The sequence below is a fragment of the Brachyspira suanatina genome (genome assembly GCF_001049755.1).
In the GTDB taxonomy this organism is placed as follows: domain Bacteria; phylum Spirochaetota; class Brachyspiria; order Brachyspirales; family Brachyspiraceae; genus Brachyspira; species Brachyspira suanatina.
This window is the reverse complement of the sequence record NZ_CVLB01000001.1, coordinates 2,016,191-2,041,663: the sequence shown is the minus strand read 5'-3', so window position 1 is coordinate 2,041,663 and position 25,473 is coordinate 2,016,191. Positions and strand designations below refer to the sequence as shown.

The following is a 25,473-nucleotide window of genomic DNA, read 5'->3' as shown; positions in this document are numbered from 1 at the left end:
CTGAATTTTTATCTTATCATAGAAGCGAAGTATGTATTTTTAATCAAAGTATAATAAATTATTTTTTACAAAAAGTCAATATATATAACTCTATTATTAAGTTATGTTTATTAAAAGCATAAAAAATATCTATAAGTAAACATAATGCATTTGATTTTATTATTCAATAATAGTATAATAATGAATAATAAAAATCTTGGAGAACAAAATGAAAAAATTACTAGTTATGTTTTTGTTTGTAGCTGTAAGTATCTCTGCTTTTGCTTATGAAACAATTCCATATATGTTCCATGATATGGTTCCTTATGGAATTACTCCAGATGAAGTTAATGAGATATTAATGGCTTCTAATTTCTCTTCAGCTGCTGCTGAACCTATAAGCGGTACATTTTATGTTAGTAAATATCCAGATCCTGATTTAGTATGGTATAATCCTACTACTATGGAGTGGATAAATGTTAAATTCACTACTAATGATGTTTCAGAGCTTTTCACAAGAGATTCTGGTATTTTATACTTTAACTTCATAGTTACTAATGAATTTAAATGTATGACAGTTAGAGCTGATAATATTAATGATGATGCTACTTTAGCTGGAAAACAAACTAAATGGGCTTATAAATTCTTCTTTCATGAGGATAAATTATTTGCTGTAAGTGCTGTTTATGAAGGTGATTATACTTTAGAACAATATAAATCAAGAAATGAGGGTAATGAATATGCTCATCCTGGTTATGTAATGTCTAGAGGTTTATTTAGCAGAACTTTAGGCGGATTCCATATGAAATACGGCGGATTCCATAATAGCAGATATTCTACTTTTGATGATTTTACTTCTATGAGATATGGTAACTATTTCAATAAAGCTGCTAATACTTCTTTAGCTGTTTATTATGCTACTTATGGCGGTAAAAATATCAACTTTGTAGCTTCTTATGTAGATAATTTTAGAATGCAGCCTATAGCTAACAGATTCCAAAAATCATATTATGAAAATTATTTTGATTTTGCGGATGTTCCTGTAGGAATACCACCTGAAATTAATCCTCCTAAAGATGAAAATGCAGATGAGAATAATACTCAAGCTACTGATAATGCTCAGTAATTATAATTGATTTTAATAAATAGAGAGTCTGTATCTTGCAGGCTCTCTATTTTTTTATATTATAGTCTAAAAAATATATTTATTTTTTGCAAAAAACATATATTTATGATATAATCTTTCAAATTAATAACTTTTATTATATTTCTATTTAATATGAGAGGTTTTTTACTATGGAGTTAAATGAATTGACTATAATTCAAATAAGAGAAAAATTAAAAAATAAAGAAATAGATGCTCCTACATTAGTTGATTCTATTATTAAAAAAATAGAAGAAGACAATAAAAGAGATGATAAAATATATGCATATCTTGAAATTTTCAAAGAAGAAGCATTAGAACAGGCTAAAAAAGCACAGGAAAGAATCAATAATGGTGAAGATTTGCCTTTACTTGGAGTTCCTTTGGCTATCAAAGATAATTTATGTTATAAAGATCATTTGATGACAGCCTCTTCAAAAATGCTTGAAGGCTATAAAGCTCCTTATACAGCTCCAACAGTTCAGAGATTAATAGATAATGGTGCTATTATTATAGGCAGAACTAATATGGACGAGTTTGCTATGGGAGGTACTACAGAAACTTCTAACTATGGAGTTACTAGAAACCCTAAAAACAGAGCTCATGTTCCTGGAGGTTCTTCAGGCGGTTCTGCTGCTGCGGTTGCTGCTAATTTTGCTTTCGGTGCTTTGGGAAGTGATACAGGCGGTTCTATAAGACAGCCAGCTTCTTTCTGTGGCATAGTTGGTGTTAAGCCTACTTATGGAAGAGTTCCTAGATTAGGATGTATTGCTATGGCAAGTAGTTTAGACCAAGTTGGCCCATTAACTAAAGATGTTAAAGATGCTGCTTTAATGACTAAAATTATAGCTGGTTTCGATCCTAAAGAATCCACTACTTTAAATATACCTGTTCCTGATTATGTTGCTGCTTTAGACGGTAATATTAAAGGAATGAAAATAGGACTTGCTAAAGAGTATTATGACACAGATTTAATATCTCATGATGTTAAAGAAAATGTTATGGATGCTATAGGCAAATTAAAAGATCAAGGTGCTGAAATCGTTGAGATTAGCTTACCTAATGCAAAATATGGCTCAAGAGTTTATACAGCAGTTATGGATGTTGAAGTAGCTTCTAATATGGGAAGATATGACGGTATAAGATACGGATATCACCCTAAAGGCGATTTCAATTTAGATGAATATTACTATACTTCAAGAAGTGTAGGACTTGCTTTTGAAACTAGAGCTAGAATATTATTCGGTACTTTAATGACTGGTAAAAGATTCTTCTACAGCCATTATCAGCATGCATTAAAAGTAAGAAAGTTAATGCAAATGGACTTCGATAATGCATTCAAAAATGTTGATGTTATTGTTTCTCCTACTTCTCCTGTAACTGCAGGTCTTTTAGGTACAAGAGATCAAACTGACAGTGCTTTAAGTTTCTTGGCTGATAGTTATGTTTCTAATATTAACTTGGTAGGACTTCCTGCTATGAGCATACCTTGCGGAGCAGATAAAAATAATATGCCTATAGGTATTCAATTCATTACTAAACAGTTTAATGAAGTTGATATGTTTAGAATGGCTTATGCTCATGAATTAGCTAATAAATAATTGAAATTTCATTTTTAATACAAAGGGGGCTTTAATGCCTCCTTTTTTATTTAATACGATTATTTTTTAAGTTCTATTTTTTGTATATACTAAAAATTCTTAAGTTTGTCAATTTTTATGTTGTTCTTTTTCCCGCCGCAAAAAGAACCAAAAAGTGCAAGTATAAAATTAGTACAAAATCATACTAAGATTGTCTTACATGTAAGATAATTTATTAAATTTAAGATAAAATATAGCCTTTCGCAAAGCGTATCCGAGCCTGTCAAGGATATAAGCTTCTTTGTGGCAATACCACAGGCACTTCCTTCGTCGCAAAAGAAGTGGGGTGCTTGCGAAGCACACAGAGTGGTGGGCAAAGCCCTGCAAATATTTTAAATTTAAAAAATTATTTTGATAAAATATAGTTGTTTAGGTATATACTAAAATTTTTCACTTTGTCAATTTTTTTATTCAACTTTTTCCCGCCGCACACTACAGGCGGACTTCGTCAAAGAACCTATATCCTTGATAAACTCTGATACGCTTTGTGAAAGTGCAAGTGTAAAAAATTAGTACTAAATAATATTAAAATCGTATTACATGTAAGATAATTTGTTAAATTAAAACCCAAATGTAGCCTTTTTGCTTCTTTGTGGCAACAAAAGAAGTTGGGGTACGCTTCATGGTGGGCAAAGCCCCACAAACAATAAAATTTATAAAATATATTTGTTTAGGTATATATAATTTATAATTAAAATATTACTTTACTTTTGTTAAGGTTACAAGTATATCTTCATTTTCTATATTTTTGAAAGTACCTTCATAACCGTATTTTTTACATCCTCTTATAACGCTTTCACAGCTTGAATGTCCGCTTACCAAAACTTCTATAATAGTATTTAATTCTGTATTATTAATAGCGGCACATTTAGCCTGAAAAGAGGCTTGAGAACATGACATTCCTCTAGTATCTACTTTTATAGTATCCGGCATAGCAATTTCCTTTTGATTAATTAAAAAATGAGTAATTTGTAGTGTTTTTTTGAAAATTGTGGAAGTTTTATTTAGAAAAATTCTTATTATTATAATAAGCATTATATTTTTTATCTAAATTTTTTATGAATCTCTGCCTCTGCCTTGTATTATCATAACTTCATTAAGTTTTAAGAATACAAAGCAGAGGCAAAGTTCATTATATTACTTCCAAAAATTTGTTGCGGTATATTTCCCTTTATATTACGGCAGCACACGGCTGTACAAGAAATATATCAATTAGCGGTATTTTCTTTCATTGTAAAACCAATTATTATACAAAATACCAAACCTAAAATAACAGCTCCCATTCCATAAGTAGTAGGGCCTGAAGTTGAACTTGCTAAATTAAAGTTATGAGCAAATCCAGCACCAACTAACATACCTATAACGAATATAAAACTGTCCATATTACCTTCCGCAGATTGTATCATTTGTCTTCCAGGGCATCCTGTACCTAAAGTAAATGCTAAACCTGTAAGAATCATTGATACAGTATTCCATAAAATATTTGTATGGGCTATTGGCTGATTTTCCATAGAAAAACTAAATCTGTTAGTTATTATGTTTACTATAAAAGCAGCAACTATAAAAGCTATAACACCTTTAGTCATATGGAAATCTTTCATAAATATTCCGTCTCTAAGTCCGCCTACAGTACAGAATCTTGATTTTTGAGCTATGAAGCCTATAACTATTGAAGCTATTAAACCCACAATTACAGGAGCTTTCATGCTTCCAGGTCCTGATTCAGAGAAAAATATTGGTCCGCCTTCAGAGAATTTAGTTTGTTTCAATAATAAAATCAAAAGCATTATTGATATAACTAAAGGCAAGAAACCTACTAACTTATTTTTATAAGCTTTTGGCTGACCTAAAGAGAAATTTTGTTTCCAAAAGAAAACTCCGATTCCTCCGCCTATAATTATGCCTATTAAACCAAATATTCCGTTAATATCTCCGCCTGCTACTCTAAGCAAAGTTCTCCAAGGACATCCTAGAAAAACTAAAGCACCGATCATAGCAAAGAAGCCCAAACAGAATCTTATAATAGGCGAACTTCCTCCCTTAGGAACGAATTCTTTAGAGAGTATTGCTGAAACTGATGCACCTATAACAAGCCCTATTAATTCAGGCCTTATATATTGTACAGCAGCCGCTCTATGCAATCCGACAGCTCCGGCTAAATCTCGGGTAAAGCATGCAATACATATACCCATATTAGCAGGATTGCCCATTACAGAGAGCCAAGCAGCTATAGCACCTATAATAGCACCAGCTATTATAACTCCTATAGAGCTCGTGAAAATGTTTTTATTCATTTTCAACTCCTTTAATATATTTTTGCGTAATTTTATAATAAAAAATATTTATTATCAATATGGTATATTTTTTTTTGACAATAATTGTTATTTGTTTTAAAATAAATCATTATTTTATAATACAATTATGGATTTTAATTATGTTTTATTTGCAAAAAGAAAGTGAGTTTTCAGAAGAATATAAAGATGTTGCTTTTATAATAGGTTCTCCTGATTTTTTTGGGGCAAAAACTGAAGATGATGATAAAATTAATGTTCTTATTATGTGTATTGCATATAAGGATATTGAAACAGGATACATAGAAAAGAATAAAAAAATAGTTGTAAGAATGAAAATCTATGAAAAGGAATTAGATTATTATAAGAAGATAATAAAAAGAGAATCGATTGTCAAATTAAAAGTCAGATACGAAAAAGAGCAGGGTGAAGAGCTTGCCGAGTTTTTGCTTGCAGATATTATAGATAATAATTATAAAGATGAAGATTTAAATAAAATGCTTAAAGAATATTTAACTCCTATTTATTATAATGATGAAGTTCTTGGAAGCTTCTTATATAATAGAATGGTAGGTTCTTTTGATAAAGATATTGAATGGGTTAATAATAAAAAAATTCTTGCTGCCTTTGATGATTCTAATGAAAGCGATAAAAATAAGGCTGTTTCATTTTTAAGAGATGTATTTTTAAACAAAGAAGAATTTGATAAAAAAGTAAAAGATTATTCTGCAAGAAAAATTATAAGAGAGGGTAATAATATTTCTTCTAAGAATGGAGGAAATACTATTGATGAAGAAATTTTTATTAAACAGTTTATGAGCAAGATGGATTTTGTAGAGATTATAGTTCATGAAAAAGATGATTATGTTAATTATAGATTAGGAAATAAAAATGTTTTCAAAATGGATATAATTGTAGAGGGAAACTTGAGCGGAAATTTATTTAATGCTTTTATAAGTCCTTTTTGATTATATGTATAATATGTTTTGTTATTATAAAAATACTTGTCGTATGTAATAACTATTATTAATAAATATTTAAATTTGTAATATTGACATTTTCTAATATAATAAGTAAAATATTTGTAAAAAAATAGACTATATGGATTTTAATATATGATGAGAAGTGTCATAAAATCCAAGATAAATAGACTTACGGTTACAAGGACAGATTTAAATTTTAGAGATTCAATAACAATAGATGAAGCTTTGCTCGATAAATCGGATATAATGGACGGGGAGAGGGTATCTGTTATTAATTTGAGTAATGATATTCGCTTTGAAACTGAAGTTGTTAAAGGAATAAGGGGTACTGGTATTATAGGCATCAATGGCGACAATGTTCACTACGCTAAAAAAGATGATACTATAATAGTTCTTTCCTACGGACATATACCGGAGGAAAATATAAAGAATCATAAAACTAAAATAATATTTGTTAATATGTACAATATGATACTGGAATAAATAAATAGTTTTACTTTTAGGAGAGATATTATGGAAAAAATTTTCAAAGCAGGTATTGACATTGGTTCAACTACCGCAAAGATGGTTGTATATGATAATGACAATATGATATTCAAAACTTATGTCAGACATAATGCTGATGTAAAGGATACATTATTGTCTATACTTGATAATTTACAAGCTATGCATGGAGATTTAAAACTTTCTCTTGCTATGACAGGTACAGCAGGAATGGGTGTCTGTGAGAAAACAGGCATTAGTTTTATTCAAGAGGTAATCGCTTCTTCAACAGCTATCAGAAAGATTTATCCTTATGGAAGAACTTTGATAGATATAGGAGGAGAAGATGCTAAAATCATAGTATTTGATGATAACTTTAAAGCAGATATAAGAATGAATGGTAACTGTGCAGGCGGTACAGGAGCATTCATAGATCAAATGGCTACGCTTCTTAATGTTCAGCCTTCAGAACTTTCTGTATTAGCTGAAAAATCTACTTCTATATATCCTATGGCAAGCAGATGCGGAGTATTTGCTAAAACAGATGTTCAAACTCTTATAAGCCGTGATATACCTAAAGCTGATATTGCTAAAAGTATATTCCAAGCTGTTGCTGTTCAAACAGTTAATACTTTGGCTAAAGGTTTCGAGATTAAGCCTAAAATATTATTTACAGGCGGACCTTTAACATTCCTTCCTGAATTAAGAAAAACATTCTTGGCTCTTCTTAATGCTTCGGAAGACGATATGTATACAGTTGATCACCCTGAATTAACTGCAGCAATAGGTGCAGCTTTCGGTGAAAAAGAAGAACAAACTACAATAAAAGTTTCTGAATTGTATAAATTAGTAGAAAATATTTCAGCAGAAGTAAAAATCACTAATTCAAAAACAAGAGAAGCTTTATTTACAAGTCAGGAAGAATACAAAGAATGGACAGATGAGCATAGCAAAGATAAAGTAAGATCTGCTGATGTATCAACTGTTAATGGTAAAAATACATTCTTAGGTATAGACTCCGGTTCTACTACTACAAAAATCGTTATTATTGATGAGGACGGACAAGTAGTATTAAGACATTATAGAAATAATAATGGTAATCCTGTTGGTGCTGTTACTGAAGGACTTACAGAGATTAAAAAAGAATTAGATGAGAAAAATATAAAAATCAATATAGCAAGAACAGCAGTTACAGGTTACGGAGAAGATTTAATAAAAGCTGCTTTCAATATGGACGAGGGTATCGTTGAAACTATGGCACATTACAGAGGTGCTAAGGCTTTCGATAAAGATGTTAGCTTTATACTTGATATAGGCGGACAAGATATGAAAGCTATATTCATTAAAGACGGTATTATAGAAAATATTGAAATTAATGAGGCTTGTTCTTCAGGATGCGGTTCGTTTATAGAAACATTTGCACGCGGTATGGGTTATAAAGTTGCTGACTTTGCTAATATTGCATGCGAATCTGCAAGACCTTGCGATTTGGGAAGCCGCTGTACAGTGTTTATGAATAGTAAAGTAAAACAGTCTTTGAGAGAAGGTTCTTCAGTTGCTGATATTTCTGCAGGACTTGCTAAGAGTGTTACTTTAAACTGTTTTACTAAAGTATTAAAAATTACTGATACTTCTATTTTGGGCGATCATATAGTTGTTCAGGGCGGTACTTTCAAAAATGCTGCAGTTCTTCGTTCTGTAGAAAAGTTTTTAGATAAAAAAGTTATTCGTCCTGATATATCCGAACTTATGGGAGCTTATGGTTGTGCATTACTCGCTTTAGATACATACAATACTAAAGAAGAAGATACTACATTTATAGGTTTGGATAATTTACAGGAAGCTAATGATTATGAAAGAAAACAGCTTACTTGTAAAGGCTGCGAAAACCTTTGTACTGTTACTAGATTAAAATTCAAAGATAATAAATCATTCTACACAGGCAATAAATGCGAAAGAATATTCACTAATAAAGGAAATAAAGAAAGAAATTACGGAATGGATATCACTCAGAAAAAACTTTCTTTATTATTCGACAGACCTTTAGCACCTGCTTCAGATGAAATAAAAGGTACTATTGGTATACCTCGCGTGCTTAATATGTATCAAAACTTCCCATTCTGGGCTACTATACTTGTTGAATGCGGATACAGAGTACAATTATCTTCACCATCAAGCATGGCTATAGCTGAAAAAGGTTCTGGTACTGTTATGAGCGACAATATATGTTTCCCTGCTAAAATAGCTAATGGACATATATATGATTTGATAGAGTCTAAAGTTGACAGAATATTCTATCCATCTGTAGTATTAGAAAAAGCTGAAGATGACGGAAGTGTTAATAGTTATAACTGTCCGGTAGTTACAGGATATCCTGATGTAATAGACAGTTCTATAAGTCCATTAACTAAATATGGAATTCCTTTTGATGCTCCGACAATTTCTTTCTTGAATGAAGATTTATTATATAAAGGCTGTAAGGCTTATTTCGTTAAAGTTCTCGGAATAAATAAAAAAGATTTCGACAGAGCTTTCAAAATGGCTTTAAAAGAGCAGGTAAGAATTAAAGAGGAATTGAGAGCAGAAGGCAAAAAAATAATAGAACATGCCAAAGAAACTCAAACTCCTACTATACTTATAGTAAGCAGACCTTATCATATTGACCCATTAATCAATCATAAGATACCTGAAACTATTGCTTCATTTGGTATTAATGTTATTACTGAAGATGGTTTGGATATAGATGAATCTCTTGCTGATGTTCAAGTATTAACTCAGTGGTCTTACCCTAATAAAATGTTTAAAGCTGCTTTATGGGCTTGCAAACAAAAAGATATGAAGCTTGAAGTAGTTCAGATTAATAGTTTCGGATGCGGTCCTGATGCTACTACTTCAGATGAAATAAAATCTATACTTAATGCTTATGGAAAGAGTCCTACTTTGGTAAAAGTAGATGAGATATCAAGTCCTGGAAGTATAAGACTTAGAATACGTTCTATGATAGAAAGTATGAAGATGAAAGGCGACTTTGCACCAAGTGAAGAGTCTAATAGAACTATCATTAAAAGATATGAGAAAAATGACAGACGTGCAATACTTGTACCTAAATTCGGACATTTCTATGATCCTATGATTTTAACTTTACTTCAAAGAAGCGGATATGATACAATTCCACTTCCTGAACCTGATGTTGAATCTGTAGAATTAGGATTAAGATATGCAAACCAAGATATATGTTATCCTGCAACAATAGTAATAGGTGATATTATAAGAGCAGTTCAAAGCGGAAAATATGATCCTAAAAATATAGCTGCAGGCATTACTCAAACAGGCGGACAATGCAGAGCTAGTAATTATGCTTCTCTTATAAAAAGAGGATTAATAAATGCAGGTTATCCTGATGTTCCTGTTGTTACAGTTGGATTAACAGTTATAAATGATCAGCCTGGATTCGAGCTTTCAAAAATGGACTTGATGAAAGAGGGTATTATAGCTATGCCTTATGCTGATGCTATATCTACAATGTATTATTACTGTGCTGCTAGAGAGGTTAAAAAAGGTGAGTCTTTGGCACTTGCTAATAAATATATAGCATTACACCCTAAAGATTTCGCTCTTAAACCTACTGATAAATTATTAAAACAGGCTATAGCAGAATTTAATGCTATTGAAACTAATGATAATTTAATGCTTCCTAAAGCTGGATTAGTAGGTGAGATTTATGTAAAATATAATAACTTTGCTAATGGCGATGTTTGCGATTGGCTTATGGCTAAAGGCGTTGAGGTTATAGTTCCTCCTGTATTTGATTTCTTTGTACAGAAAGTTATAAGCGAACAGGTTAATAAAGAAACTAATGCTAGAGATGTATCATTCTTAGGATATTACGGTTCTAAAATATCCGAAAAAGTTATTGATATGAGAATAGATTCTATAAATCAGATGATGTCTAAATTCAAAGGATTTAGACCTGCACATCATATAAGACAAATAGCTGAAAATGCTGCTAAAGTTACTGCTATGACTAATCAGTTTGGAGAGGCTTGGCTTTTACCTGGTGAAATAGCAACTTTCGCTGAAGAGGGCGTAAACAATGTACTTTGTCTTCAGCCTTTCGGTTGTATTGCTAATCACATCATAGCTAGAGGTATTGAAACTAGACTTAAAACTAGATATCCTGAATTGAATCTTCTTTATTTAGATATGGATGCAGGAGCAAGCGAAGTTAATACTGTAAATCGTTTAGAGTTCTTCGTTCGTTCTGCTAAAGATAGTATGAATACTGCAGCAAATATCAATTATGTTAAAGAGTCTATCGGAGAATATGCTAAATAATTTTTAGTGATTAATAAAAAATAATAAATATAAAAGGTTTGCAATTAGTTTTATGCTTCTTGCGAACCTTTTTGTTATTTACACTTTTTGTAAATTTATATTTTACATTATTTGTAAATTAATAATTGACATTTTGTGTAAATAGTTTATATTATAGATATATTATTGATTTTATAAGAACACTATATTTTAGTTATCAGAAAAATTGTATTATGTCTATGGAATATTAATTTTTAATTAAATAAAAGAGAAAAATAAAAATGGAAAACAAATTATTAAGAGAAAAAATAAGAGATTTAGATTTGAGAATATCTGATCTGGCAGAATATCTTAAAATATCAAGGCCTACTTTATATAAATATATAGATATGTACGAAGAAGGCAACAGAAGTACGATAGACACAAAAATATTAAATCTCTTTGATTATATACAAAACAGTAAAAATATAGGAAATAATAATGTTATTTATTATATAATGAATAATATTGTTGAGAACAGCAATACAAATAATACTGAGGAGGGTAAAAGGATGAAGATAAAATCATTATTAAAGACGGAAAATAAAACAAAAGAGGATTTTATATATATGCTTACAGAGGATAATTTTTTTGATCCTATATTAGATTATTTGATGAAATGCAAAAAACTTTCTACTGATCCGGATAAAAAATTATCTGAGGAAGATTATGAGTTTATATCTCCTCTTATGAGTTTATATAAATCTCAAGGTTTTAGAATGAGATTATCAAATAAAGATAAGTAATAAAATTTAGGGAAAAACTTATGAAAAGATATTTAACAATTAAAAACTTCAGAAACATTAATCCTGTAATTGTAAGTAAGGAGGCAGAATATAATTCAGAAAAGAAAGAAGATGAAGTAAAATACGGCAGATTATATCTTAATGGTGATATAGAGCAAGGGGCATTAATAAGCATAATAGGAGCAAACGGCACTGGTAAAAGTAATATACTATCAGCAATAGAAAAATCATTTAAAGGCGGCATAAACGGCAGAAAAGATAATCCTAAAATAGATGGTTTTATAGGCTGTAAGCCAGAGTTAGAAATATTTATTGAAGCAGACAGTGGACTTGTATATAAAGGTAAATGTAAAACTATTAGGATAAAAAAAACTGGATATAGCGAAAAAGATGAATATAAAGATAAGCTTGTATGGGAATTAGAAGAAAATAAAATCAATGCAGATATTATTTTAAGTAAAAATTATTTATTAAAAATACTGGATTATATATATAATTCTACAAATAATGTTAGTTCAAAATACGGCAGTAGTATATACTTTGTTTATGAATATAATTATAAATATGATAATAAATCAAAGACAGAATATGCTTATGAAGATATATTAAATTATACTGTATCAAAAATAATGGATATAATTTCTAAATACAAAGAAAATGAAAATATAGATAAATTAAAATTATTAATAAGTTTGCTTGATGATGAATCATATGAACAAAATAAAAATACTGGATATCGTGAATTCAATATTGATGAAAATCAGATTAACAAAAATGATGTAAAATACTTATTAGAAATTTTAGCAGAAATCGAGTCTGTAAATATAAATATATATGTTCATAGAGAAAATATAAAAAACAGCGAACTTACTGTAGGATGTTATGCTAGTAATGGACATTATCATGATAAAACTAGAAATATTATAACTCAGTCGCATTTTTTACGTTCATTATTCAAAGCCGCAGATAATATGGAGATGTATAATAATTTAATAAAAAACTATACTAATATATTATCCGATGTTGCTTTTGCAAAACAGACAGAAAATGAAATAAATAAACTTTTCGACAACACTGTATCAAAAAAATTCAATGAATTATATAAATCAAATAATGAATATAAATTTAAAATAGCATTAGATGAATACTTTATAAAAATATACTTTGAAACTAAAAATGGTATTACAAATTTAGAAAATGAATCAGAAGGATTCAATTGGTTTTTCAGCTTATTTTTTAATACAATAAATCCTAATGAATTAAAGAAAGGAGATATAATAATAATTGATGAGCCTGAACAGCATTTATCAGTTCCTTTAATAAAGGAGCTAAGAAAATTTTTAAAAGAGTTTGCTAAAGATAATGGTGTTACTATAATCACATCTACTCAAATTCCTTATTTTGCAGATATTCATTATTTAGATGAATTAAAAATAGTAGAACCAAAACAAGATGGAATAGGCGTAAAAATAGAAAATGACTTCTCAGCTACTTACGGTAAAGTGGATACATTAGAAAAAATTATCAATGCATTCGGAGTTAAGCATATAGATATTATGAGGGATACCAAAATAGTATATGTTGAGGGTATTACAGATTATAATTATCTTACAGCTTTTAAATTATTAATGGAGCATATAGAAAATAGAGAAATAAATACAGCATTCATGCCTATTAATGGCGTTGGAAGACCTAATGATGAAAGAAAGAAAAATGATATAATAGATTCATTATGTAAGCTTTCTGCTAAACCAATTCTATTAATTGACAGCGATATCTCAGCAGATCAATTTACAGAGTTAGCAGAAGGAACAAATTTAAGAATAACTCAGCTTGAAGATATAAGTTCTAATTTTATTACAATAGAAGATTTATTCGATGATAATGATAAACAAATTCATAAAATAGATAAAGATAATAAAGATGCTCTAGATTCTGCTTTGTTCAAAAATAATATAATAGACTATTACGAAAAAAAACTTATATCTCAATCAACTATTGATAATTTCTTTAAGGTTATTAGAGAAATAGATTAATAAAAAATGATGCTATAATATAAAGGGACTGTTCATTACAGCCCTTTTTTTATTATTAAATCATTGAATAACTATGAAAAATACAAAAATATTAAATTTTTCCTTAAAAAAATAATAAAAAATTATATTTTAAGGAACTTTTATATGTTGTATTCGTCTAATATTATAAATACTATACAGGGGTAATACTTATGAAAAGAAATCTTTTTATTGTTATCGCATTATTATTAACAACAATCGTATGTAATGCACAAACAGCAAAAACTAATGAGGCTGTGTACGAACTTGACAGTGTAAAAGTTGTTAATAAAAACGGCCTAGTTCTTAATGATTTTATATCATCATGGAAAGCTGATCCTAATATAATATTAGTTGATGTCAGAACTCCTCAGGAAATTAAAGAAACAGGAACTATAAAAGGTGCTATGAATATTGATTATAGAGCTAAAGGCTACAGCAAAAAAATATTATCATTAGATAAAACTAAAAAATATTTCTTCTATTGTAAGAGCGGCGGACGTTCAGGAAAAACAGTTCAGTATTTACTTGATAACGGATTTAAAAATGTAAATTATCTTAAAGATGCAGGATATACTGAATTAAATGCTGCTTTAAAAAAGTAACTATTAATTAAAACTAAAAAATGGGGACTGTTTATTACAGCCCCTTTTTTTATATAAAAAATCATTTAAATATTATACGTTCTGTATTCTCAATAGCATTTTCAGGAACATTTTGATATTCTTTCAAAGTTTTTATTATTAAATCTCTTATATCAAGCCCTGTATGTATAGTATTTTCTCCGTACTGAAATAAAGGCTTTCCACTTTCATCAATATATTTTTCGCCTCCATTAAATATATAATCAGCAACAGCAACAACATATTTTTCATTGTCATTTATAGTTCTTCCTTTGATAGATGATTCTAAAAGTTTTCCATTGCTGTCAAAATTAATAATGCAGTCTTTTGAAACTTGTAAAAATGCACCTTCTCCTTTTCTTGAAGCAGATAATTCTAATATATTTTTTAAATCTTTTCCTTTTAAAGTTGTAAGTATTATTAAATTATCGAATGGGAAAAACTCATACATATTTCCCAATGTTACTTTTCCGCTTGGAAGCTGTCCTCTTAAAGAACCTGAATTTATTAATGCTATATCAATACCATCTTGAGATGAAGCTACTATATCAGAAACGAAATTTCCTAAAGCAGTGGATTTATTTCTAACATTTTCATCAGTTAATTCATAAGGAAGTCTTGCTATTTCAACATTAAACTCTTTATCTACTTCAAGCTGCATTTCTTCTATTTTTGCCAATATAGTTTCATCTTCTTTTATATTTTCATCTAATCTAGTGAGTGTATATTCAGGATAAGCATATTTACCGTTTTTGAATATTACATCAATAGTACCTATATACTCTCCGTATTGTCCTGCCTGAACTATTGTTGTTTTTCCTATAATAACAGGATTCTTTAATAGAGTATGAGTATGTCCTCCTACTATTATATTAAAAGTATTTGGTATTTCCTGTGCTATTCTTTTGTCAGTGTCGAATCCGGCATGACTTAGTAAAATTGTTATATCATTTGTGGTATTTAATGGTATTTCTTTTAAAAGATTTTTTAAAGATGATATCTCTTCTTCTATATCTATATAATCAAGTCCCTGAATTATATTCATTTTTTCACTTTGCAAAACTCCTATTATAGCAACATGTACGCCTTTAATATTTGTTATTATATATGGTGGAACATAGTTTTCACCTGTGGCTTTTACTTTGACATTGCATGCTATTGTAGGGAAATTTCTATTGCTCATAATATTATTTAATTGTTCTATTCCGAAATCAAATTCATGATTACCAAGTGTTGATACATCAATACCCATATCATTCATAAGTTCGGTTTCATCCATACCCTGATAAACAATAGAAAATACGCTTCCTGTGATAGTATCTCCTGCATGCATTACTATAACATTTTCATTTTCTTTTCTTACATTATCAATAAAAGTTTTTCTTCTGGCAGCACCGCCGTATCTGTTTGTAGTTCCATCTTCTTTTGAAACAGTAATAAATTCTTTATCTTTTGAATGCGTATCATTCATATGAACTATTGTAAATACTTTTTGATCATTAGCTTTATTAGAACATGATAAAATTAAAATAGAAACAATTAATAATATATATAAGTTTTTCATTTCAACATCCTAACATATAATAATTTAATGATATAACATTAACTTTTAAAGTCAATAATTTAAAGTTTGACTAAAATATAAATAGGTTTATGATATATAAAATGTAAAGTATATTAAAAAATAATAGATGAGATAATTATGAGTAATGAAGCAGTATTAGATAATAATAATTTAAAATCAAATGAGCTTGGAAATAAGCCTGTAGTAAAATTGCTTTTTCAGTTGGCACTTCCTGCAATAGCGGCACAAATAATAAATGTACTATATAATGTTGTAGATAGAATGTATATAGGACATATTCCTGATATTGGTGCAAAGGCTTTAACAGGGGTAGGTGTTACAATGCCTGTTATAATGGCTGTGTCTGCATTTGCATATCTTATCAGTATGGGAGGTTCTCCACGTGCTTCTATCATGATGGGAAAGCAGGATTATGATAAAGCAGAAGAGATAGTAGGCAACTGTACTATGACATTAATAATTATTTCAGTAACTTTAACTATAATATTATTATTATTTTCAAAACCTCTTCTTATGGTTTTCGGTGCGAGTGAAAATACTATCATATATGCATTAAGATATTTAAGAATATATTCTATGGGTACTATATTTGTTCAATTAGCTTTAGGACTCAATGCTTTTATCACTGCTCAGGGAAAGGCAAAAACAAGTATGTTTACTGTTTTAATAGGAGCAATTACTAATATAATATTAGACCCTATATTTATATTTGTATTTAATATGGATGTTAGAGGTGCGGCACTTGCCACCATTATATCTCAGGCTATATCATGCTTATGGATACTTTCTTTTATGACGTCAAAAAGAACTGTATTAAAATTAAAATTAAAAAATTTAAAAATATCTCCTAATATAATACTTCCATGCTTAGCTTTAGGATTTTCTCCATTTATAATGCAGTTTACAGAAAGTATTTTATTTGTATCTTTCAACACTTCACTTTTGAAATACGGCGGTGATTTGGCTGTTGGTGCTATGACAATATTAAGCAGTATTATGCAGTTTTCTTTTCTTCCTATAATGGGACTCACACAAGGAGCTCAGCCTATTATAAGTTATAATTATGGAGCAAATAATTTAAATAGGGTAAAATCTGCTTTTAAGATACTTTTAATAAGCTGTCTTTCTTTTTCTTTTTTAATGTGGTTTATATCAGAATTTTTTCCTTATGTTTTTGTTAGAATATTTACAAGCAATGAAGAATTAATAGATTATGCTATTTGGGCTTTAAAAATATACATGGCAGCTTCATTAATATTTGGGGCACAAACTGCATGTCAGCAAACATTTGTTGCTTTAGGGAACGCTAAAATATCCGCATTCCTAGCCATATTAAGAAAGGTAATATTATTGATACCGCTTATATTTATATTGCCTATATTTATGGAGAATAAAGTAATGGCAGTGCTTTTAGCAGAGCCTATAGCTGATTTTTTGGCGGTTTGTACAACAGTAACATTATTTACTATTTCTTTTAAAAAATTGCTTACTACTGCTAGTGACAAACTCGATGCAAAATAGCTTATAACTTTATTTGTATATAAAAAATCTTGTTTAGAACATATAATTGTTGCTATATATTCAATTTTTTCATTTTTATTTGTTAGTTATTAGCTGTCCATTTGTGATTTAAAAAATTAATAATTAAAATTAATAATATTTTTTATTTAACAATTATTCATGATAAATTAAATTAATTATATTGACTTTTTTTATTTTCATGGTAGCCTTTTAATAAATTAGGGTTAATATATTTAATATCATTAAAGTATTATAATTGTGCAGTAATCATTATTTCAGTTGATATAAACATATTAAATAATTGTTAGGAGATTTTTATGTTTAAGAAATTTGGTTTGCAATTTAGAATTAGTTTGCTTATACTTTCAATTTTTTTTGCTATGATTATAGTCTCTAGTCTTGTAAATATAATTCTTGTTAATAATGCTAACAGAGCAAAATCTTTAAGTTATCTTAAAAAATCAGTGGAAGCAGAATCTTACAGAGGTCAAAATATATTAAAAATAGAACTTAATTATTTAAATGAATTGGCATCTTCATTGGAAGATTTATATAATATAGGTATAAGAGATAGAAATACTTACTTAAATGTAGTAAGTAATTGTGTTAAAAAAGATGAAGCAAGTATTATTGCTATGGGGTTTCTATTTAATAAAGATTTGATAGATAATGATGCGGATTATACTAATAATGAATTTTATAGGGATATAAAAGGACAATTTGGAGTATATCTTTCTAAAAATAATGGTAATGTAATACAGCAGAAATTTGCTGCTTCTGAATTAAATGCTGATTATTTTGTTAATGCTAAGACTACATTAAAACCATATATAACCCCTTTATATTCATATAATATAGCTGGAAATAATATTGATATATATACTTGGTCTGTACCTATTTTTGATAATAGTGGAAAAAATATAGGAGTTGTTGTTGCTGATGTAACACCTCAAAGTCTTGGCAAATCTATAGAAAAAATAAAACCTTATGCAGAAAGTAAAGTAATACTTTTTGATACTGCAGGTAATTTGGTATATAATGCTGGTAGATCTGATGGTATAGGAAAAAATGGGTATGAAGTTTATGAATGGTATAAGACTTTAGGAATAATAGAAAAAGTGCATTCTGGAGAATCTTTAAATTTTGAGCATTTTACAACAGTGTTTAATGAAGTTGGTACTTATGTTGTATCTCCTATAAATATGCTTGACGGATATAATTGGGGTATAGAAATTCTTACTCCAAGCAGAGTTATACAGGCAGAAACAAGATATATTAGAAATACAATGATATTAATATTAGTTTTTATATTAATTGTTTCTTTGATTATTACACCTATAATAATTAAGAAAAAAGTGTCAAATATAATAATACTTTTAGCCAAAGATATAGTTGCCATGTCTACCGGAGATTTAACTATAGAAATACCTAAAGGATTTGAAAAAAGAACTGATGAATGGGGAGATATAGCAAGAGGCTGGGGTAAAGCTATGAGTAATTTTAATAATGTAATAAACACAGTAAAGCATTCGGCAGAGCAGGTTTCTACAGCAGCAAATGAAGTTTTGATAGGAAATAATGACTTATCCCAAAGAACAGAAACACAAGCTTCTAGTTTGGAAGAAACAGCAGCATCTATGAATGAGATGGCTAGTGCTATAAAGGAATCTGCTGAGAGTGTTGCCCAGAGCACTTCTATGGTATCAGATGCTAAGGAATCTTTGAATAAAGCTGGAACGATAATAGAAGATAGTGTAAATAAAATGAATGACGTTTATGAATCTAGCTCTAAAATAATGGATATTACTAAACTTATAGAAGGAATAGCTTTTCAAACTAATATACTTGCACTTAATGCTTCAGTAGAGGCAGCACGTGCCGGAGATCAAGGAAGGGGGTTTGCTGTAGTAGCCAGTGAAGTAAGAAATCTTGCTCAAAATACTCAGGAGTCTGTAAAGAGCATTACTTCGTTAATTACAGATAGTAATGATAAAATAAAATTAGCAGCAAACAGCGTACAAGAATCACAAAGTATATTCAATGAAATATTAGAAAAAATGGATAGAGCTTCTTCTATAATGGATAGAATCAATATTGCCGCTCAGGAACAGGAGAAGGGAATAGATCAGGTTAATATTGCAATCAGTAATATGGATGCTTCTGTACAGAAAAATGCTGCTTTGGTATCAGAAGCCACTTCAGCATCAGAGTCTTTATTAAGTGAAGCTAATGATTTATTAAAAGCTATATCATATTTTAATTTAAAAGATTAATTAAAATATATGATTTCCAGTTCATTATTAATTTTATATAAATAATGAACTGAAATGAAGATAAAATCATATTTCTATATTTGGTTTATAAATCAATTTTTTGTAATTAATAGTATAAAATATTTTAATATCTTAACTTCAAATACAGTAAACTATATTTTTAATTTGAACAATGATAAATAATTTTTTTTTATTATTGAAATTGCAAATAAAAAATGTATAATATATTTTGTAAAAAAAATTTATAGGTGTAATTTATGGTTAAGAAATTTAGTCTTCAAATAAAAATTAGTTTAGCTATATTGATACCATTATTGATTATGCTTATTATTTCAAATGCGGTAAATATCGCTTATGTAAAATCAGCTAGTAAAAAATTATCTTATAGGGTATTAGAGGAAAGTTCAAAAGGAGAAGCGGCTAAATTATTATCATATATGGAAGAAGATTTATATTCTCTTGTTGGGTTAGAAAGAGTTATAAGAGGATTATACAATGATGGTACTTTAAGCAGAGCATTTTATGAAAGACTTTTATATAGTTTTTTTGATGAACTTCCTAAAAAAGTTAATAGTTTGCTTATAATATTTGAACCTAATACAATAGGCAATGATTCAGATTATACAAATTCAGAAAAATATGGTCCTGCAAATGGACGTTTTAATTATTATTTATCAAGAGACGATAACTCTAAAATTCGAAGTTCACATTTTGATACAAAGATTTTTCAAAATGATACATATAAAAAAACTTTAAGCACAGGAGAAACATATATATCTGATGTATATAAATCACCTGTCAATGATAAAGATTTATTCTATACTTGGGCTGTACCAATAAAAACATCAAATAGAGTCATAGGAGTAATATGTTTGGAAGTGAATGTAAATTACATTAATGATTTATTGTCTAAAATAAATCCATTTGATGGATCAACAATTACGCTGTTTGATAATGTTGGAACTATAGCTTATGATAGTGATAAAGCTGCTTATATATCTAAAACACTTGATGAAATATATCCATACTATAAAGAGCATGATGTATTTAATAAAATAATACGAGGCGAAAATTTATTATTTGAAAATTTTAGCGGAACATTAAAAAAATTTTATACATACTCATTTACTCCTGTAGAAATATCTAAAGGAAAATATTGGGGATTGAAAATAACTGCTCCTAATGATGTTATATTAAAAGATTCTAATATTATAAGAAATATAATGTTTATAATATCAGCATTAATAGTTGTAATAAGTTCTATAATAGTTCCTTTAATAATAAAGAAAAAAGTAACAAAAATAATAGGATATACAGCAAGAGATATTACTAGGATATCCAATGGAGATATATCTTTCCATATTTCAGATGGATTTTTAAAATTGAATGATGAATGGGGGGATATTGCAAGAGGATTAGAAAATACTTTAAAAAATTTAGGAAATGTAGTTTCCATTGTAAAAAATTCTGCAGAACAAGTTTCAAATGCTGCAAATGAGGTTTTAATAGGAAATAATGACTTATCTCAAAGGACAGAAACACAAGCCTCTAGTTTGGAAGAAACAGCAGCGTCTATGAATGAAATGGCTAGTGCTATAAAAGAATCAGCAGAAGGCGTATCACAAAGTACATCTATGGTAATGGATGTTAAAGAATGTGTAAATAAAGCAGGTCTAATAATAGAAGATAGTGTTAATAAAATGGATGCTGTTTATGAATCAAGTGCTAAAATAATGGATATTACTAAACTTATAGAAGGAATAGCTTTTCAAACTAATATACTTGCCCTTAATGCTTCAGTAGAGGCAGCGCGTGCTGGAGATCAGGGAAGAGGTTTTGCTGTGGTAGCCAGCGAAGTAAGAAATTTGGCTCAAAATACTCAGGAATCAGTAAAAAACATTACTTCTTTGATAACAGACAGTAATGATAAGATAAAATTAGCAGCAAACAGCGTACAAGAATCACAAACTATATTCAATGAAATATTAGAAAAGATGGATAATGTTTCTAATATAATGGATAAGATTAATACAGCATCACAAGAGCAGGAAAAAGGTATTGATCAAGTTAATACTGCTATTGATAATATGGATTCATCTGTACAAAAAAATGCAGCTTTAGTATCTGAGGCTACTTCTGCTTCCGAATCTCTACTTAGTGAGGCTAAAGATTTAATCAAGGCTATAGAGTATTTTAAATTAAAAAATTAATTTAACTTATAAAAAAATTATTTATAATTGAAATATATATCTAAATTATGTATAATATTTGCATAAAAATATTGGGATTATTTAATCCTAATAGAAGTTGGTTTAACTATGTCAATATTATTGTTGATAAATTATATTTTTTATATTTTGTGAATAAAAAAAATTAATTTTTATAGAGGTTTATTTATGTTTAAAAGAGTAAGTCTTCAAGTGAAGATTAGTTTAATTATATTAATACCATTATTAATAATGATAGCAATATCAAATATAGTAAATATTATTTATGTACAAAATGCAAGCAGTAAATTATCATATAAAATATTAGAGGAAGTAGCTAAAGGAGAGGGAAATAAATTAACTGCTGTAGTTAAAGAAGATCTTTATCAAATAACTGGTTTGAAATATACAATAGAAAATATGTACAATTCTGGCATTACAGATAGAAATTCTTATGAGGCTGTAGTTAAGAATTTTTTTAGCATTCTGCCTGAAACTGTAGTCGGAGTTATGTTGGCTTTTGAACCTAATATAGTTGGTAATGATGCGGCATATAGCAATATTTATCCTTTAACAAAAGGGCAGCAAACTTATTATATATCAAGAACATCTGCAAATAATATTGAGGAAAGAGCTTTATCTGCTAGTGATATAAATGCTGATTATTATAAAGAGCCTATATCAAAGGCTAGGGAGTATTTATCTGGTATATATGACTTTGATCTTGGAAACAATGATATAGTAAAAATGTATACTTGGGCAATACCTATAATGTATCAAAATAAGCCTATAGGTGTTATAACTGCTGATATAAAAATAGAAACATTAAATCCTACTATGAAAAATATACAACCTTTTGTAAATTCAGAGGGATTATTATATGATCATTATGGTAATGTATTATATGATGCTGGAGAAACAGAAAATTTAGGTAAAAATATATATGATTTATATTCTCATTACAAAGATTATAGTGTATTTGAGAAAGTATCAAGCGGTGGTACAGTATCATTTGAAAATTATACATCTTATTATAAAGGAGATGCAACGTATTATTTTGTTCCTTTAGAGGTGTCAGATGGACAATATTGGATACTTGAAATAATGGCTTCAAGTAAAGATATTTTCAAAGAAAGTGATATTATAAGAAATGTTATGATAATTATATCTTTTATTATTATTATTATAGCATCTATAATGATTCCAATTATAATTAGAAGTAAAGTTGTGAATGTAATAATTTCTTTATCTAAAGATATGCAGAAAATTTCTAAAGGAGATATATCATTTAGAATATCTAAAGAATTCCTTGCTATGAATGATGAGTGGGGAGATATAGCTAAAAGTTTAGATAATATAGTTAATAATTTAAATAAAGTTGTTAGAACGGTAAAAAGTGCTGCTGAAAAAGTTTCTACTGAAGCAAATCAGGTTTTGGAAGGTAATAATGATTTAGCTCAAAGAACAGAGTCTCAGGCTTCAAGTTTGGAGGAAACAGCAGCATCTATGAATGAAATGGCTAGTGCTATAAAAGAATCAGCTGAGAGTGTTGCCCAGAGCACTTCTATGGTATCAGATGCTAAAGAATCTTTGAATAAAGCTGGGGCTATAGTAGAGGACAGTGTTAATAAAATGAATGATGTATATGAAGCAAGTGCTAAAATAATGGATATCACTAAACTTATAGAAGGAATAGCTTTTCAAACTAATATACTTGCTCTTAATGCGTCAGTAGAGGCGGCACGTGCTGGAGAACAAGGACGCGGATTTGCTGTAGTAGCCAGCGAAGTAAGAAATTTAGCCCAGAATACCCAAGAGTCAGTAAAAAGTATTACAGCTTTAATAGCTGATAGTAATGAAAAAACAAATTTGGCTTCTGAAAGTGTAAGAGAATCTAAAGAAATATTTGAAGATATATCTATAAAAATGGATAGTGCTTCTAATATAATGGATAGAATAAATGTAGCTTCTCAGGAACAGCAAAAGGGAATAGAGCAAGTTGATTCTGCTATTACAAATATGGATTCTTCTGTACAGAAAAATGCTGCTTTGGTAGAAGAGGCTACAGCGGCTTCTCAAGCATTACTTAATGAGGCTAATGAACTTATAGATGTCATTGAATATTTTAAATTGCAGTAATTAAGAAAAAAGATTGTATATTATGAACAATAAAGTAAGTTTAAATATCAAAATAAGTTTATTTATTTTAATACCTGTTATAACAATAATATTAGTATTTGGTATTATAAATACAATATATACATATAAAATGACAGAACAAATGACATTGTTTATAATATCTCAGATGGCTGAAAAAGAAGTATATGAAATAGAAAGTATTATTAATTTGGAATTAAATTATCTTAATAATTTAAAATATTCTGTAGAAAATTTATATAATTATAATGTAAGACAAAGAAATACATATGAATATTTAATGAATAGTATGGCAAATGAAATGAGTACTAATGCTGTTTCTGTATCTTTAATCTTTTTTACTAATGCAATTGATAATGATAATATGTATATTAATGCTCCTCTGTATAAAGATATTGAAGGTAGATTAGGAATATATTTTGTTAAGGATGGAAATAGTATAAACAGAATCAATATGGAAGAATCAGATTTGCAGTATAGTTATTTTGATACAATTGTAGAAACTAAAAAGCCTTATATTACAACATTAAACTACTATCCTATACAAGGAAAATATATGCCTATGTATACATATTCAATACCAATATTTTCTAAAGATGGTAATATGTTTGCTGTATCATCATTGAAAATATCTTTAGATAATATAATATTTTATGAAGATACAAACGGATTCACAATATCTCTATTTAATGAAAAAGGTGATATTATGTACTGTACTACAGACATATATAGTATAGGAGAAAATATTACTAATTTATCAGAAGTATATGAAAGCAGCGATTTAGAAAATACTATATATTCTAATAATACTATTTGGAAAGAATCTTTTAATAAGAAAAATTCGAGTAAATATTTTAATTTTTATACATCTCTACACATTTTTGATGATCTATATTGGGGAATAGAATTAGCTGTTGATAGTAAGGCACATTTTTTTAATCATTATGAAATTATAATAATGACCTGGATTATAGTGGCAATAATAATTATTTTGATATTTATTATTGTTCCGTTTATTATTAATAAAAGAGTATTATTAGTAATGAATAATTTAAATGATAATATTACAAAAATAAAAGAAGGTGATATATCTTGGAGTGTTTCTGAAAACTATTTAAAAATGAATGATGAAATGGGAGATATGAGCAGAGAAATTAATAATACGGTTGTATATTTAAATGATTTGATTACTGCTGTAAAAGGTAGTGCTAATAAAATTTCTGAAGATTCAAATAATATATCTGAAGTTGTAGATCAAATTAATGATTGCTGCAATAACAATGAAATAGAACAAAATCATAATTTTAAGCTTATAAATAATGTAAATGAAAATTTGAAATCTCTTTTGGAAGAATCAAGAGAATTGCAAAAAATAATAAAATATTTTAAACTAAAAGAATAAATGTATAAACATATTATATTAAATTTTATAGT

16 protein-coding genes are annotated in these 25,473 nt (G+C 28.4%); 13 read left to right on the top strand and 3 right to left on the bottom strand.

Translation table 11 applies throughout. The annotated features are described in order from the left end of the window. The first annotated feature begins 208 nt into the window (after positions 1 to 208). Together BRSU_RS08740 and gatA are read left to right on the top strand one after the other, a co-directional pair. A complete protein-coding gene (locus tag BRSU_RS08740) occupies positions 209 to 1,105 on the top strand; it encodes a hypothetical protein (protein ID WP_048594955.1) in 897 nt (298 codons plus the stop codon). Between the two features lie 170 nt (positions 1,106 to 1,275). Continuing rightward, on the top strand, positions 1,276 to 2,724 hold the full coding sequence (gatA, locus tag BRSU_RS08735; protein ID WP_048594954.1) for an Asp-tRNA(Asn)/Glu-tRNA(Gln) amidotransferase subunit GatA: 1,449 nt from the start codon (positions 1,276 to 1,278) through the stop codon (positions 2,722 to 2,724). A 738-nt stretch (positions 2,725 to 3,462) separates the two neighbouring features. On the opposite strand, the gene BRSU_RS08730 is transcribed toward gatA, so the two are convergent. After that, the gene (locus BRSU_RS08730; protein ID WP_014488491.1) at positions 3,463 to 3,696 is read right to left on the bottom strand and encodes a sulfurtransferase TusA family protein; all 234 of its coding nucleotides are present in this window, start codon (positions 3,694 to 3,696) and stop codon (positions 3,463 to 3,465) included. A 275-nt stretch (positions 3,697 to 3,971) separates the two neighbouring features. Continuing rightward, complete coding sequence (yedE, locus tag BRSU_RS08725; RefSeq protein ID WP_048594953.1) at positions 3,972 to 5,057, bottom strand: YedE family putative selenium transporter; 1,086 nt, start codon at positions 5,055 to 5,057, stop codon at positions 3,972 to 3,974. 140 nt (positions 5,058 to 5,197) lie between these two features. On the opposite strand from yedE, the gene BRSU_RS08720 reads away from it, so the two are divergent. The 6 genes from BRSU_RS08720 (at position 5,198) to BRSU_RS08695 (ending at position 14,278) form a co-directional block, all read left to right on the top strand. Continuing rightward, on the top strand, positions 5,198 to 6,022 hold the full coding sequence (locus BRSU_RS08720) for a DUF2262 domain-containing protein (RefSeq protein ID WP_048594952.1): 825 nt from the start codon (positions 5,198 to 5,200) through the stop codon (positions 6,020 to 6,022). Between the two features lie 147 nt (positions 6,023 to 6,169). Continuing rightward, complete coding sequence (locus BRSU_RS08715) at positions 6,170 to 6,520, top strand: aspartate 1-decarboxylase (protein ID WP_048594951.1); 351 nt, start codon at positions 6,170 to 6,172, stop codon at positions 6,518 to 6,520. A 30-nt stretch (positions 6,521 to 6,550) separates the two neighbouring features. After that, positions 6,551 to 10,855, top strand: coding sequence for an acyl-CoA dehydratase activase (locus BRSU_RS08710; protein ID WP_048594950.1), 4,305 nt, complete (start codon positions 6,551 to 6,553; stop codon positions 10,853 to 10,855). A 260-nt stretch (positions 10,856 to 11,115) separates the two neighbouring features. Continuing rightward, entirely contained in the window at positions 11,116 to 11,619 is a 504-nt protein-coding gene (locus tag BRSU_RS08705) for a helix-turn-helix transcriptional regulator (RefSeq protein WP_048594949.1), read from the top strand. Between the two features lie 20 nt (positions 11,620 to 11,639). After that, complete coding sequence (locus BRSU_RS08700; protein ID WP_048594948.1) at positions 11,640 to 13,655, top strand: AAA family ATPase; 2,016 nt, start codon at positions 11,640 to 11,642, stop codon at positions 13,653 to 13,655. A gap of 191 nt (positions 13,656 to 13,846) precedes the next feature. Continuing rightward, positions 13,847 to 14,278 carry a rhodanese-like domain-containing protein gene (locus BRSU_RS08695; protein ID WP_048594947.1) on the top strand — a complete coding sequence of 144 codons (432 nt, stop codon included), beginning with the start codon at positions 13,847 to 13,849 and terminating at the stop codon, positions 14,276 to 14,278. Between the two features lie 61 nt (positions 14,279 to 14,339). On the opposite strand, the gene BRSU_RS08690 is transcribed toward BRSU_RS08695, so the two are convergent. Then, positions 14,340 to 15,860 (bottom strand): bifunctional metallophosphatase/5'-nucleotidase, encoded by a 1,521-nt coding sequence (locus tag BRSU_RS08690; RefSeq protein WP_048594946.1) that lies wholly within the window; start codon positions 15,858 to 15,860, stop codon positions 14,340 to 14,342. A gap of 138 nt (positions 15,861 to 15,998) precedes the next feature. Between BRSU_RS08690 and BRSU_RS08685 the strand changes: the two genes are divergently transcribed. From BRSU_RS08685 to BRSU_RS08665, 5 genes are all read left to right on the top strand, one after another. Then, the gene (locus BRSU_RS08685) at positions 15,999 to 17,402 is read left to right on the top strand and encodes an MATE family efflux transporter (protein WP_048594945.1); all 1,404 of its coding nucleotides are present in this window, start codon (positions 15,999 to 16,001) and stop codon (positions 17,400 to 17,402) included. A gap of 317 nt (positions 17,403 to 17,719) precedes the next feature. Continuing rightward, positions 17,720 to 19,675, top strand: a complete 1,956-nt coding sequence (locus BRSU_RS08680) for a methyl-accepting chemotaxis protein (RefSeq protein WP_048594944.1) — start codon at positions 17,720 to 17,722, stop codon at positions 19,673 to 19,675. 257 nt (positions 19,676 to 19,932) lie between these two features. Continuing rightward, positions 19,933 to 21,885: a methyl-accepting chemotaxis protein gene (locus BRSU_RS08675; protein ID WP_048594943.1), complete on the top strand. Its 1,953-nt coding sequence runs from the start codon at positions 19,933 to 19,935 to the stop codon at positions 21,883 to 21,885. A 186-nt stretch (positions 21,886 to 22,071) separates the two neighbouring features. After that, positions 22,072 to 24,021 carry a methyl-accepting chemotaxis protein gene (locus BRSU_RS08670; protein ID WP_048594942.1) on the top strand — a complete coding sequence of 650 codons (1,950 nt, stop codon included), beginning with the start codon at positions 22,072 to 22,074 and terminating at the stop codon, positions 24,019 to 24,021. A 22-nt stretch (positions 24,022 to 24,043) separates the two neighbouring features. Continuing rightward, entirely contained in the window at positions 24,044 to 25,441 is a 1,398-nt protein-coding gene (locus tag BRSU_RS08665; RefSeq protein ID WP_048594941.1) for a PDC sensor domain-containing protein, read from the top strand. Positions 25,442 to 25,473: the final 32 nt, after the last annotated feature.